Source organism: Pseudomonas azotoformans, from assembly GCF_001579805.1.
GTDB classification, from domain to species: Bacteria; Pseudomonadota; Gammaproteobacteria; order Pseudomonadales; family Pseudomonadaceae; genus Aquipseudomonas; species Aquipseudomonas azotoformans_A.
This window is the reverse complement of the sequence record NZ_CP014546.1, coordinates 3818439-3832319: the sequence shown is the minus strand read 5'-3', so window position 1 is coordinate 3832319 and position 13881 is coordinate 3818439. Positions and strand designations below refer to the sequence as shown.

The window sequence follows — 13881 nt, the reverse complement described above, 5'->3', positions numbered from 1 at the left end:
TCCCCGAAGGTCTTTATGAAACTGTCGCTTGCGGTCAAATTCAACGTGGTGTTCCTGGCGGTGTTTATCGTCGGTTTTATCGCCACCAGCCTCTCAACCCACTACATGCTGCAACAGAGTGCGCGCCGGGAAACCCTGGAAACCGCACGCATGCTGATGCGCTCGGCCTCTGCCGCCAGCACCTACACGGCCGAGCAGATTGTGCCGCTGCTGGAGAACCGCCTGAAGTTCCAGTTCCTGCCGCAATCGGTACCGGACTTCGCCGCCATTTCGCACCTGCAGGAACTGCTCAAGTCTTACCCGGACTATGCCTACAAAGAAGCCACGCTCAACCCCACCAACCCGCGTGACCTGGCCAACGACTGGGAAAAAACCCTGATCAGCACCCTGCGCAGCCAGCCGCAGACCGACGAGATGGTGGGTGAGCGCGCCGATGACAAAGGCACGTCGCTCTACATCGCGCGACCGATCCAGATCAAGGACGCCGCCTGCCTGGCCTGCCACAGCACGCCAGATGCGGCGCCAAAAACCATGGTCGACATCTACGGAGCGGTAAATGGCTTCGGCTGGAAACTCAATGACACCATCGGTGCGCAACTGGTCTCAGTGCCACTGGACTTACCGATGCAACGCGCCACGAGCCTGCTGCACAGCTACATGCTGTCGATGCTGGGGATCTTCGCCGTATTGTTCGTGGCCTTGAACGTGGCGGTGCACCTGTTTGTCACACGGCGCCTGCGGCAGATGTCGGCGTTGGCTGACCGCGTCAGCCTGGGCGAAACCGATGTGCCGCCGATGGACGTCAGCGGCAGCGACGAGTTGGCACGCCTGGGTCAGTCCTTCGGCCGTATGCGTACCAGCTTGGTCAGCGCCATGAAGATGCTTGAGGAATAGGGCCGCGATCATGCTTGAACAACTCGGCAAATACCGCATCGACAGCGTGCTCGGAAAAGGCGCCATGGGCACGGTGTACAAGGCGTTCGACCCGAACATCGCCCGCACCGTGGCGCTCAAGACTATCCGCAAGGAGCTGTTCGGCGATAGCCAGCACGCCGAGCTGGTCAGCCGCTTCAAGAATGAAGCCCAGGCCGCTGGCCGGCTGATGCATCCCAATATCGTCGCGGTCTACGACTACGGCGAGGACGAGGGCTCGGCGTACATCGCCATGGAGTTCGTCGAAGGCACACCGCTCAACACCCTGCTCGCCGCCCAGACACCCCGTGACCTCAGCCACAGCCTCGGCTGGATGCGCCAGTTGCTGTTGGCCCTGGAGTACGCGCACTCCAAGGGTGTGGTGCACCGCGATATCAAGCCGGCCAACCTGCTGATCACCGCCGACAACCACGTCAAGGTCACCGACTTCGGCGTCGCACGCCTGGACTCCTCCACGCTCACCCAGACCGGCTCGATGATCGGCACCCCCAGCTACATGTCGCCGGAACAGTTTTGCGGCGAATTGATCGACGGTCGCTCCGACGTGTTTTCCGCTGGGATCGTGCTGTACCAACTGCTCACTGGCGAGCGACCGTTTTCCGGCTCGGCCACCATGGTTATGCAGCAGATTCTCAACCAGACGCCGGTAGCACCGTCGAGCTTGAACCTGGCCCTCGACCCGGCGTTGGACAGTGTGATCGTCCGCGCCCTGGCCAAGCGCCCGGCCGACCGCTATCCCTCGGCGCACGCCTTTCTGGATGACCTTGAAGCGCTGCTCGGAACCACCACCGGCAGTTGGACCAGCGCCGATATCGACGATGATCGCACCGTGCTGATGCTTCCCAACCAACCCTTGAGCAGCGGCGTGACACCGTTAGCGACCGAAGCCGTGGAAACCCTCATGCCGTGGAAGTTGGCCGTGATGCCTGAGCTGGAGTCGCTGCTGTCCCACCAGATCGGCCCGCTTGCACGCTTCCTGGTGCGCAAGAGCCTCAATGGCGCCGATGACTTCGAGGGTATCTGCGCCGCATTGTTGCCGCATATTCCGTCGGAGCGCGGCCGTGAGCAGTTCACCAGCGCCAGCCAGTCGCTGTTCCAACGCCTCAACCCGCCGACTGCCGCGCCCGAGGTCGTGACTGAACCCACCGCGATTGTTCCGACCACCGAGGTGATCCATACGCCAGTCGACCCCGACTTCGCACACATGGCCGAACGCCGGCTGGCGGTGCTGATTGGTCCCATCGCCCGCATCGTGGTCAGTCGCGCCTTGCGTGCAACCTCACTGCGCCAACCCTTTGTGCAACGGTTGGCCGAGTCTATCGAGAGCGAGGCCCAGCGCCTGGCGTTCCTCAACAGCTTTGAGCCCCTGCCATGATCGACTCTCCCCTCAGCGCCTGCGGGCCCCATCGCCTGGCCTGCGCGGTCGCCTATGGGGCCAGCGATGTCGGCACGGTGCGCCAGAGCAACGAAGATAACTTTCTGGTGGAGCCCAGCCTCGGGCTGTTTGCCGTGGCTGACGGCATGGGCGGCCATGAAGCCGGCGCCCTGGCCAGTGCCGAAGCCCTGATCAGTTTGCGCCAGGCGCTCAACGCCCACCGTGTCGACCCACTGAACGACGGCAGCGACCCGGACGCCACCTGGTCGGACCCGGACATGCAAGCCGCCAGTCGCCTGCACAACGCCATCGATCAGGTGAACCAGTGCGTCTACCAGAAAAACGTGGCACGCCAGATGAGCGAAGGCAGCGGCATGGGCACCACACTCACAGGAGCATGGCGCCCGCATGCCGATGGGCCACTGTTGCTGTTTCATGTGGGTGACAGTCGTTTGTACCGCTACCGCGACGGCGAACTGAGCCTGCTGACCCGCGACCAGACCTGGTATCAGCAAGCCCTTGAGGCCGGCAAAGTCGACCGTTTACCGGCACGCAATCTGCTGTTGCAAGCTATCGGCCCGGGGCCGCGGGTAGAACCGCAAGTACGCGTGCAACCCGTGAAGCGCAACGACCTGCTGATGCTCTGCAGTGACGGCCTGCACGGTTGCGTTCCGCACCAGGAAATGGCTCAGGTACTCGCCGCTGCCAGCCGCGACACGCTGGAGACTGCCTGCCAACGGCTGATCCACCTCACCCGCGAATACGCCGGGCGCGACAATGTCACGGTGCTGCTCGCCTGGTTCGACGGCTGAATCGCCTTATGGCAACTTGAACGCCTCATCCACCGGCACGCGATAGCCGGTGGCCAGGCGGTTGGTTTCGTTGGCCATGCCGACCACCGCTTGCAACTCGCCGAACATCTCGTCGGTCATCCCCGCCTTGCGCGCTGCTGCCGTGTGGGAGGCGATGCAATACGGGCAATTATTGGTCACGCTGACAGCCACATAGAGCAGTTCCTTGGTCAGTGGATCCAATGCCCCCGGCGCCATGATTTCCTTGAGGCTTTCCCAGGTCCGGCGCAGGGTCGGTGGGTGGGCGGCCAGGCACTTCCAGAAGTTGTTGACCCGATCGACCTGGCGCGTGTGCATGATGTCGTCATAGACCGCGCGCACTTCTGGGCTGGCATCGGCGTATTCGGTGAGGTGTTGAGTCATGGGATGTCCAAGGCGGAGGGTGAGTGTTCTGGAATACCGCGCCGCCCCATTGCTGGCAAGTGAAGCCGGTGAATCCTGAATGACGGAGTTGACGAACGGTCATGCGAATGTTCAGATGCCGGCCTGTTTCAGGTGCCCCCTGCCGCCGTGCTTGGGGTGAAACGGGAAACCGGTACGCTCTTTTGAGCCAGTCCGGTGCTGCCCCCGCAACGGTATTCGCGTGACCCCTTCGACACACCACTGTGGCCTGCGTGCCATGGGAAGGTGAAGGGTTCCATACGCGAGAGCCCGGAGACCGGCCTGGAATTTCTGTTAGGCAAACTCCTGCGGTGGGCGGGCATGGGCCGGTATCGGCGTGTGCGCGATGCCTTCTCCTGCGTGCTTCTGCGAAGATACTTTCGAGAAGACTATGATTCGACGTTCCCTGATCCCTTTGTTCGGCTCGCTGTTCAGCCCCCTGTTGCTGGCCGACGACAACACCCTGGTGCTCAACCAGCAGATCGTCTCCGCCCCTTCCGTGGAATCCACCACCGTCGCCGCCATGGCCCAGTACGGCAGCAAAGTGGAGATCGTCACCCGCGAACAGATCGAACGCGCCGGCCCCGCCGCCGACGTGACGCGGGTGATGCAGATGTTCATCCCCGGCCTGTATGTGGCGCCGAAAAACGGCCCGTTCGACTACGGCACCTATTCCCTGCTGGGCGGGCGCAACGATGACACATTGATCCTGCTCGACGGCGTGCGCCTGAACAACCGTCTGTATGGCGGCCTCTACCTCGACACGCTGCCAGCCAACGCCATCGAGCGTATCGAAGTGCTCAAGGGCGGCCAGAGCCTGTTGTTCGGCACCCAGGCGGTGTCGGGGGTCATCAACATCGTCACGCGCAGCCCGCAGACCCGCGAGGCGTCCGGTGAAGTGAACCTGGGAGTCGATACCTTCGGCGGCACCACCGGCGATGCGCGGGTGGAGAAGATCTTCACCAACGGCTGGGGCGACCTTGGCCTGCTGGCGTATGTCAGCCGCAACGCCTCCGAGGGCTACCAGCCGTTTCGCAACAGCGACTACAGCGGCCGCGTCAGCGACAAAAAGCGCTCGTACGAAGTGACCACCTTCGGCGCCAAGGCCACCCAGGCGTTTGGCGATGACTCGCGCCTGGAACTGTTCTACCAATATGCCGATGCCAACCTTGATTTCGCACGGCCGGTGAACAACTACAAGACCACCAACGACCGTGTGCAACAGATCGCCACGGCGACTTTCGAACAGGCGATCAACGAGCGCCTGAGTTATTTCATCAAGGGTCATATCAACGACTGGGACACACGCTACACGCGGATCGACAACACCGCCGACGGGGGTCGTAAGGTACGTAACAACAACGACTACTGGGGCTTCACTGACTGGGGTGTACAAGCCGAGGGCAAGGCCGAGTTGCCAGGCGGCCATGTGCTGGTGGTGGGCAGCGACAACCAGTGGTTCAAGGGCCAGGACGATGTACTGGTGATCGACGACAACAAGGCCCAGGCCCACGCGCTGTATACGCAACTGCGACCGCAGATCGACGCGCTGCCCAACTGGCACCCCAGCGTGGGCGTGCGGCATGAAGCCATGAGCGGCGGCGACAGTGCCACCGTCGGCATGCTCACCTCGCTCTATGATCTCAACGACCACTGGGCCCTGCGTGGCCAATACGGTACGGCCTACAAACTGCCCAACGCCGAACAGCTGTTCGTCAACGAGCCGGGCGACGAGATCGGTAACCGCAATCTCAAGCCGGAGAAAAGCCGCAACGCCGAACTGGGGATCGACTACAAGGGACTGCTGGGCGAGCGCGACTTCAGCGCCAGCGTCACGCTGTTCAAACGCAAAATCACTGACTTGATCACGCTCGACGATGTGCAATGGGTCAACGGCCAGGGCCAGCTCCAGATGCGTGGCTTCGAGGCCGACGCCAAGCTCGCGCTCAACGACCAGTGGAGCCTGCAGGCCGACATGACGCGCAACCTCACCGAGTCCCGCACCGGCGTCACCATCAACGACATTCCGAGTTTCTTTGCCCGTTCACGGATCGGTTTCGAATCGGAAAACCGCTTATGGGGCGCAGGTACTGCGATCCGCTACATTCGCGACATCACCAGCTCGAAAAACGTCGAATACGGCCACTACTCCGTGGTAGACGCCGATGCCTATCGCTACCTCGACGCCGCCCACCAACACCGCCTGAGCCTGCTGGTGGAAAACTTGTTCGACCGCGACTACGTCACCAGCCGCGCCAGCAACGTCGACAACCTCGGCCGCCCGTTCACATCCGAGGTGCGTTACACGTATCGCTTCTGATGACTGAGATCACCAAAATCGACGGGGTGGACTTCCATCCCGACTGGTCCCGCATACCGGACCACGCCCGCCATGTATTCCTGTGCACCGGCCCACGCTGTACGCAGCGCGGCGCCTTGCAACTGTGGAAAACCCTGCGCCGCCGACTGCTGGAACATGAGCACATCGAAGTGCCCGGTGGCGTGCTGCTGACGCGCACCCATTGCCAGTTCCCGTGCAACCTCGGACCGGTGCTCACGGTGTATCCCGAGCGTTGCTGGTATGGCGTGCACAACAAGGCCGAAGTGCTGCGCCTGGTGGATGTGCACCTGGTGGGCGGCGATGTGGTGCAAGACCTGCTGATCAAGGACGCCCCATGAAACAGCCATGGCTATGGTTGAGCGCCCTGCTCTACTGCACACCGGCGCTGGCAGACAGTTATCGCAACTGCGCCCAGGACTGGAGCGTGCCTCCTTCACCACCGTCGCGCATCGTGGCACTCAACCAGCACGCCGCCGATTTGCTGCTGGCGTTGGATGCCGGGCCTTCGCTGGCAGGTGTCGCGTACCTGGACGACAACGGCATTACGCACCGGCACGGCGAGTACTTTGACGTGCCGGTCATCGCGGCGAAATACCCGTCCAGTGAAGTGCTGTATGCGCAGCGCCCAGACCTGGTAGTCGGCGGTTTCGCCAGTGCCTTTGGCGATGGCGTGACCTCACGTACGGGACTAGCGAACAACGGGGTGGCGTCGTACCTGCTGGAGTCCGCCTGCGCGGGTCACTCGCTGGATTACTTTGGGCATATCCGTCAGGACTTGTTTACCCTCGGCGCCCTGTTGCACAAAACCCAACGCGCTCAAATGCTCAGCGACGCGTTGGATGCTGACCTGGCGCGCGCCCATGGCCTGATGGGTGATGCCCGTCCGCTGTCGGTGTTTTACCTGGACAGTGAAGTGGGTGGACTCGATAGCGAAGGCCAACGGGGTTTTGTCACCACCCTGCTGATGGCCTCCGGTGCACGCAATATACTGGCCGATATCCCGTTGTCACGGGTGACCGTCAGCAATGAAACCCTGCTGGCCAAGGACCCGGACGTGATCCTGCTGGCCGATGCGCTGTGGTCACCGGCCAGCCGCAAGCGGCAGTTGCTGACCACCGACCCGGTACTCTCCAAGCTGCGCGCCGTGCGCGAGAACCGCATGATCGACATTCCCTTTACCCATGTGGTGCCCAACATGGGCAGCGGCCAGGTGGTTCTGTCATTGGCACAGCGGTTCAAGGCGCTGGCGATTCGTGACCTGCGGTAAAGAGTCCTTTTCGGATTCGGCGGTTTTTCCGAAGGAACGACGGGCGGATACTCGACTCCATTGTTCATCCCCCTTCAGGAGTTACTGATGTCTACCCCAACGCAAAATGTCCCGGCCTTCGGCCTCGGCACCTTCCGCCTGCAAGGCCAGGTGGTGATCGATTCGGTCAGTACCGGTCTGGAGCTGGGCTACCGCGTCATCGACACCGCTCAGATCTACGAGAACGAAGCCGATGTCGGCCAGGCGATTGCCGACAGTGGCATCCCGCGTGATGAGCTGTTCATCACCAGCAAGATCTGGATCGCCAACTTCGCCGAAGGCCAGCTGATTCCAAGCCTGAAAGAAAGCCTGCGCAAACTGAAGACCGACTACCTGGACTTGACCCTGATTCACTGGCCCTCGCCGGAAGACAAGGTGCCTGTCGCCGAATTCATGGGCCAGTTGCTGGAAGCCAAGCGCCTGGGCCTGACCCGCCAGATCGGCATTTCCAACTTCACCATCGACCTGATGAAGCAGGCGATTGCCGCCGTTGGGGCCGAAAACATCGCCACCAACCAGGTCGAACTGCACCCCTACCTGCAAAACCGCCAGGTCGTGGACTTCGCCACCGCCAACGGTATCCAGATCACGTCCTACATGACCCTGGCCTACGGCGAAGTGCTCAAGGACCCGGTGATCCAGCAAATCGCCGAACGCCATCAGGCGACCCCGGCGCAAGTGACACTGGCCTGGGCCATGCAATCGGGTTACGCGGTCATTCCGTCCTCGACCAAGCGCGCCAACCTGGAAAGTAACCTCCAGGCCCTGCAACTGACCTTGAGCGCTGCCGACATGGCACAGATTGCCGAACTGGAACGCGGCCATCGCCTGACCAGCCCCAAGGGTATCGCACCAAAATGGGATTAAATCCCGGCTGCTGGTGCTTGGGCTAACTCCCGCAACCACGGCAACACCCGCAGGCCAGCAGTGGCTGCGGGTGGGTCGATGATGTCCATGATGTGTTCGAGGTTGACGTTGTCAGGCACGCCGGGTAGCCGCACCAGCACTGCCGGCGTTGCGTCGGCGCGGGCGCTCAGGTCCAGGTGATCGTAGACCAGCACGTGGTGCGCCTGGGGTTGAGGCCCGCAAGCGTGGGCCGTCAGCCCCGCATTGATGATCAGCACATCAAAAGGCCGGGCGGGGATGGCGGTGAGCAACTGGACCTCTTCAAAGGTTTCCACCGGTACAATCCGGAAATATCCCAATCGGTTGAGCATCTTCTCGATGTACAGGCGTTGCAGGTGTTGTTCATCGGCAATCAGGATGGTCAGTGCTTTGTTTGGCATGGCGAACCCCTGGGCAGGCAGCGCTCGTCAGTGAGCGGGGCCCATTTTCCAGACATAACCCGAAGACAAAATCAGGTTTGTTCCTGTTCCATGTAGGAACTCTCCCAAATCCACCGAATGGCCATCCACTTCAGTCAAGCCTGCTTGATGCGGGCGCTCAGGCTGTGATGCAAGCTATCAATGGCGTGGCCAATGGCTTCAACCGACGCCGCCAATGCATGACGGTCCCGGCTTTCACACACACCCTCCAGCGTTTCACAACACGCGATCAGCGCCGGCGCCTTGACCATGCGCGCCCCACCTTTAACGCGATGAGCCAAGTCATGCAACTTGCCAAAGTCCGCGTGTTCTTGCAGCGTCGATAGCAGCAAGCGGTCCTCTGCGAGGCTACCGATCAATGGCGCCAGCAACTCATTGAGCCCGGCAGTATCATCGCCTGTCAGTGCGACCAGGGTACTCAAGTCACATACCGGCACGGCCTCCACCACCACCGGTGCCGCGGTGCGCGATGCCAACGCTGCGCGCAGATCATCAAGGCCGGTCGGTTTGAAGAGACAACCGTCCATGCCCGCCTGCCGGCAGCGCTCGGTCTCCTCCGGTTGCGCGTTGGCGGTAAACCCCAGAAGCAGACACGGCACCAGGCCACGCTGACGCTCCTGGGCACGGATATCACGGGCCAATGTGTAGCCATCCATGACGGGCATGTTGCTGTCGGTGATGACGCCATCAAACTGCCCGGGCCCGCCACAGTGCAAAGCCCTCAGCGCCGTCCTCGGCCGTGACGATGTGATGCCCCAGGAAGCTCAGTTGTCGCGTCAACAGCAAGCGATTGGCCGGGTAATCATCGACCACCAGGAGGTTCAATGCAGGTGTCGCAGGCGCAGGTTGAACAGGTAAGGAAACCGCCGTTGCGGTGGTCAGCGCCAGCGCCAACGTCACGTCCACTCGCGTCCCCTTGCCCTGCACACTGCTCAGATGCAATTGGCCGCCCATCATCTCGCACAGGTTGCGGCTGATCACCAACCCAAGGCCGGAGCCACTGCGCGCCGACTGGTCGTTGTTGCTGCCTTGGATAAACGGGTTGAACAAGCGCTGCTGATCTTCGGCGCTGATGCCAATCCCCGTATCTTCCACAAACAACCGGAGGTTCAAGTGGTCACCGGCCAATGCCGGTGCGCTCTGAGCGCCCAGACGTACCTGCCCGGTGGTGGTGAATTTGATGGCATTGCCCAGCAGGTTGGACACTACTTGCTTGAAACGCAGAGGGTCGATCATCACCGTCCGGTCGATCAGCGGATCAAACTCGACGAGCAGCTGCAACCCCTTGTCCCGCGCGAGCCCCTCGAAAACCCGTGCCACAGAGGCCAACAACTCATGGAGGTTGGCCTGCTCCAGGCTCAAGGACAGGTGACCGGTTTCAATCCGTGCAATGTCCAGGATATCGCCGATCAACTCCAGCATGCTCCGGGATGCCATCGACGCCACCTCCAGCGCATCCTGATCGACACGGCCCTGCTCGGCGTTTTTCTGGGCCAACTCGATCATGCCGATCACCGCATTCATGGGTGTGCGGATCTCATGGCTCATGGTCGCCAGGAACGTAGTCTTGGCCCGGTTGGCGGCGTCGGCTTCCTCCTTGGCTTCCTGCAGCTGGCCCAGCAGGCGCTGGCGTTCGCTGACATCCACCCAACCGGCAATCATGCCCACAACGCTGCCGTTGCTGTCACGGTATGGCAGCATCCACTGGTAAATGGTCAGCACACCACCTCCCGGCACCTTGAGCACGCGATCCTGGATCTGCGGCTCACCCCGCGCCATCAGGCTCAAGTAATCGGCATGGAACGACTGGGCCTGCGGCGGGTTGCCCGTGTCGGTTTGCACCACAGTCTTGCCGATCACGTCCTCCAACCTGAAGCCAAACACATCAAGGTATGCGTTGTTGCAAGCCATTAACCGACCTTGGCGATCGCGCACATAGATCGGATGAGGGGTGCCGTCGATCAGCACGCTCATGAATCGCATCTGGTCGCTCAAGGCACGTTCTGCCTGAGCACGCTTGTGTATCAGGTTGCGCAGGTAGAGCCCCCAACCCAGGGTCACCAGCAGCAACAACGCTGCCAGACCAAACCCTTGGATGATCACGTTGCGATGGCTGCTCCAGTAGCTGTCTTCGATGATGATCTCGCTGCGCCAACGGTTGGTCAGTTCGTCCATTTCTTCCGGTGTGATACTCAACAACGCCTTCTCGAGGATCGAATACAGCTCCAGTTGGCTGCGGTTGACACCGAAGGCAATGCGCGCCGGTTCCGTGCCGATCGTGCTGGTAATACGCAGGCGGTCTCGGAAATTGCGCGCAATCATGTAGCGTGCGCTGATCAATGAAATGACGGTCGCATCCACACTGCCTTTGGCGACCAACTCCATGGCCTCTTCAGGGTTTTCGACGTCAACGAACTCGATACCTGGGTAGTCTCGGGCAATTTGCGCGGCCAGGCTGTTGCCGCCAATGAATGCCAGGCGCTTTCCGGGCATATCTTCCAGGGTGAGCAACCGCTCGTCGTTGGCCCGCGTCACCAGCACATAAGGATTGGACAGGTAAGGCCGGGTAAAGCGGACCTTTTCGGCACGCTCGACGCTGGGCGTGATAACTGCAAGCATGTCCACTTGCCCGCTGCTGACCTCGTCAATTTGCCGAGGCAAAGAACTGCCATGCACTACCTCGAACTTCAAGCCTGTGCGCAAGCTGATCCGCGACAGCACTTCATCGCTCAACCCCACGAACTGCCCTTTCTCATCTAGAAATGACAACGGCATAAACTTATCGAGCACCGCGACCGTTACCCGTGGATGCTTCTCCAGCCAACGCTGCTCACTGTCGCTCAAGCGCAGTCGGTCTGCCTCCAGGAAACCGCTGTCTCCGGCACTCCAGCGGCGCAGGATGCTCATTTGCTGGCTGGCGGGGATCACGGCCAGCGCCGCATTGATGATATTCAGCAGACGGATGTTATCCCCGGTGAACGCGAACCCGAACGGGTTGACCTCCAGCCCGGAAAAATCGGCCATACGCACATTATTGAGATGATTTTTGTTGATCAGATAACGGGTACTGATGACGTCCCCCAGGAACACATCCGCCTGGCCAAACGACACGGAGCCGATGGCTTGGGGGGTAGAGCCATACAACAGCAACTGCGCCTTGGGGTAATAGGCTTGCACCGCGTCGGGCTGCATGTAGTGGTAGAGCATCGCCACGCGTTTGCCAGCCAGGTCGGCGCCCAGTAAATGACTATCCCCCGTGCGGGTTACCAGCACAGGTTGATCATTGGCGTAGGAACGCGACAGTATCAGGTCTTTGTCGGCGGCTTCGTAACCATTGGCCGAGCCCACTAAATCGACCTTGCCCAGCTTGAGGGCCTCGATCACTTCATCGCGGGTGTCGTAACGTCGAACCTCGATAGGGATGCTCAAGATGAGGCTGATCAGCCACGCGTAGTCAGCAGTGATCCCTTCAAAATCATTGTTGTTGCTCAGGTCGAAAGGCGCGTAGTCCGGCGCCGACACCCCCATCACCAACGTGCGTCGCTGGCGTAGCCAGCGCCAGTCGCTTTCATCAAGCTCCAGGCCTGGGTTTTCAAGGGTGGCGTGGCCGAGGAGTCTTAGGGAGTGTGGCTCGTCCAGGGCCATCGCTGCTGAGGGCAACAACCCGATCAGCAGGATGGCCGTGAATCTCAACAGCCGGGAGGTGGTCATTTCAGATCAGATGATTGCGCTGGGCGAACTTGGACAGGTGCACCACCGAAGACATACGCAGCTTTTCCTTGAGTCGCGTCTTGTAGGTACTGATGGTTTTGTGGCTCAACAGCATATCCTCGGCGATTTCCTTGTTGCCCAGGCCCAATGCCAGCTTTTGCAGCACCGTCAATTCGCGGTCTGACAGCGCGTCGACCAGTTCTTGCTCGGTAGTCTGTATATCGTCACGGCGCACTGAACTGGTGGCCACGCTGGGGAAGCAGCTGTAGCCGGAGCGGATCGCCCGGATCGCCTTTTGCAACTCGTCCAGCTCACCCGTCTTGGCCACAAAGCCCATGGCCCCGGCGCGCATGCAGCGGGTGGAGAAGAACACAGCCAGGTAGGAGGTCAGCACCAGGATCTTGCAAGGCAGCTCCAGCGCCTTGATCCGGCTGATCACCTCCAGCCCGCCGAGTTTGGGCATGGCCAAGTCGAGGATGATGAGGTCCGGGCGCTGCTCACGCGCACACTGCATGGCGTCGGCGCCGTTGCCCGCTTCATAGATTTCATCAAAGCCTTCTTGCTTCAACAGGTACTTCACGGTGGCACGGATAAAAGGGTGATCATCCACAATTAAAGCTTTGCTCATAAGACTCCCCGAGGGATCAGTACGCTTACATATCACACGGGACCTAACTACCTGTGAAAAGTAACAGTTCCGACAAACGGTGCTGATTACTCCGCATGACACTTCAGGCAGTACAGAACCCTCCTTTTGATAAAGCACGGTCAAAACGTTGAGCTGCGCCCTGGCTCCTGAGGCGCAAGGGCGCAACCTTAACAACGGTGTGGCTTATCAAATGAAGGGATAATCTCGATTGCTTGTAGGACTTTTCCTGGTAACAGCATAGTCTGCTTCGCGCGGGACAGCGCCTTACAGCCGGGGACTACTCGGTGGTACTTGGACTCCAGAACGCTTGCACCACCAGGGTCGACATCGAGATTCGCGCCACCAGTGCGTCCAACTCGTCGCCGTCCACGGACGTCACGGCCAGGGTGGCTTCGATCTCCACTTCTTCCGTGCCGAAGGGGCGCACGTCCACATCGCTGGCCGGATAGTTGCAACGTGCCAGCTCCGCTTCCAGCAAGGCCAGTACGGCTTTCTGCTGGGTACGCCGGGCGATCACATAGAGGATGTTGGTGACTTCTGCCGACACCACGTCCAACGGCTGGCGGTTGATGTTGTTGACGATCGGTCGCAGCAAGGTGTTGGCCGCCAGCACAAACAGGGTTCCCAACAGCGCCTCAAGCACCAGGTCGGCACCCGCGCAGGCGCCCACCGCCGCCGACGCCCATAGGGTGGCCGCCGTGTTGAGCCCCCGCACGTTGCCTTCTTCACGCATGATCACACCGGCACCGAGAAAACCGATGCCCGAAACCACATAGGCCACCACCCGCACCGCGCCTTCCGCGCCGCCGAGCCGGCTGGCCATGTCGACGAAAATCGCCGCGCCCACCGCCACCAACACGTTGGTACGCAAGCCCGCCGTGCGCTGACGGTACTGACGCTCGAAACCGATCAAACCACCGAGAATAAAGGCCGCAGTGAGGCTGACCAGGGTGTCGACCAGGGATTCGAGGTTGATGTTGTTGATTGCTTGCATAGGAAATCTTCCCTG

Annotated in this window: 11 protein-coding genes, 1 pseudogene and 1 riboswitch; of the genes and pseudogenes, 7 read left to right on the top strand and 5 right to left on the bottom strand. The window is 60.9% G+C overall.

Annotated features, from left to right (window positions below; genetic code table 11):
* Window positions 1-15 precede the first annotated feature (15 nt).
* Genes AYR47_RS17945 through AYR47_RS17935 form a run of 3 tightly spaced genes read left to right on the top strand, consistent with a single transcriptional unit; the run spans window position 16 to window position 3120 of the window.
* Window positions 16-894 carry a c-type heme family protein gene (locus tag AYR47_RS17945; RefSeq protein ID WP_033902098.1) on the top strand — a complete coding sequence of 293 codons (879 nt, stop codon included), beginning with the start codon at window positions 16-18 and terminating at the stop codon, window positions 892-894.
* Between the two features lie 10 nt (window positions 895-904).
* Window positions 905-2308, top strand: coding sequence for a serine/threonine-protein kinase (locus tag AYR47_RS17940; RefSeq protein ID WP_061436142.1), 1404 nt, complete (start codon window positions 905-907; stop codon window positions 2306-2308).
* The gene (locus AYR47_RS17935) at window positions 2305-3120 is read left to right on the top strand and encodes a PP2C family protein-serine/threonine phosphatase (protein WP_061436140.1); all 816 of its coding nucleotides are present in this window, start codon (window positions 2305-2307) and stop codon (window positions 3118-3120) included. The genes AYR47_RS17940 and AYR47_RS17935 overlap by 4 nt, the downstream gene beginning before the upstream one ends.
* Window positions 3121-3126: 6 nt before the next feature.
* Here AYR47_RS17935 and AYR47_RS17930 read toward each other — a convergent pair whose 3' ends face one another.
* Window positions 3127-3522 (bottom strand): carboxymuconolactone decarboxylase family protein, encoded by a 396-nt coding sequence (locus AYR47_RS17930; RefSeq protein WP_061436138.1) that lies wholly within the window; start codon window positions 3520-3522, stop codon window positions 3127-3129.
* 113 nt (window positions 3523-3635) lie between these two features.
* A riboswitch (cobalamin riboswitch) is annotated at window positions 3636-3840 on the top strand.
* A gap of 91 nt (window positions 3841-3931) precedes the next feature.
* Between AYR47_RS17930 and AYR47_RS17925 the strand changes: the two genes are divergently transcribed.
* From AYR47_RS17925 to dkgB, 4 genes are all read left to right on the top strand, one after another.
* The gene (locus AYR47_RS17925; RefSeq protein ID WP_061436136.1) at window positions 3932-5860 is read left to right on the top strand and encodes a TonB-dependent receptor plug domain-containing protein; all 1929 of its coding nucleotides are present in this window, start codon (window positions 3932-3934) and stop codon (window positions 5858-5860) included.
* Complete coding sequence (locus tag AYR47_RS17920) at window positions 5860-6219, top strand: (2Fe-2S) ferredoxin domain-containing protein (protein WP_033902092.1); 360 nt, start codon at window positions 5860-5862, stop codon at window positions 6217-6219. The genes AYR47_RS17925 and AYR47_RS17920 overlap by 1 nt, the downstream gene beginning before the upstream one ends.
* Window positions 6216-7148, top strand: a complete 933-nt coding sequence (locus AYR47_RS17915) for an ABC transporter substrate-binding protein (RefSeq protein ID WP_061436134.1) — start codon at window positions 6216-6218, stop codon at window positions 7146-7148. The genes AYR47_RS17920 and AYR47_RS17915 overlap by 4 nt, the downstream gene beginning before the upstream one ends.
* 87 nt (window positions 7149-7235) lie before the next feature.
* A complete protein-coding gene (dkgB, locus tag AYR47_RS17910) occupies window positions 7236-8054 on the top strand; it encodes a 2,5-didehydrogluconate reductase DkgB (protein ID WP_061436132.1) in 819 nt (272 codons plus the stop codon).
* On the opposite strand, the gene AYR47_RS17905 is transcribed toward dkgB, so the two are convergent.
* From AYR47_RS17905 to AYR47_RS17890, 4 genes and pseudogenes are all read right to left on the bottom strand, one after another.
* Window positions 8051-8473 carry a hypothetical protein gene (locus tag AYR47_RS17905; RefSeq protein WP_061436130.1) on the bottom strand — a complete coding sequence of 141 codons (423 nt, stop codon included), beginning with the start codon at window positions 8471-8473 and terminating at the stop codon, window positions 8051-8053. The genes dkgB and AYR47_RS17905 overlap by 4 nt on opposite strands.
* A gap of 134 nt (window positions 8474-8607) precedes the next feature.
* Window positions 8608-12223: pseudogene (locus AYR47_RS17900) on the bottom strand (transporter substrate-binding domain-containing protein).
* 1 nt (window position 12224) lies between these two features.
* Window positions 12225-12851: a response regulator transcription factor gene (locus AYR47_RS17895; RefSeq protein WP_033902088.1), complete on the bottom strand. Its 627-nt coding sequence runs from the start codon at window positions 12849-12851 to the stop codon at window positions 12225-12227.
* Between the two features lie 298 nt (window positions 12852-13149).
* The gene (locus AYR47_RS17890; RefSeq protein WP_033902087.1) at window positions 13150-13866 is read right to left on the bottom strand and encodes an MgtC/SapB family protein; all 717 of its coding nucleotides are present in this window, start codon (window positions 13864-13866) and stop codon (window positions 13150-13152) included.
* Window positions 13867-13881 lie beyond the last annotated feature (15 nt).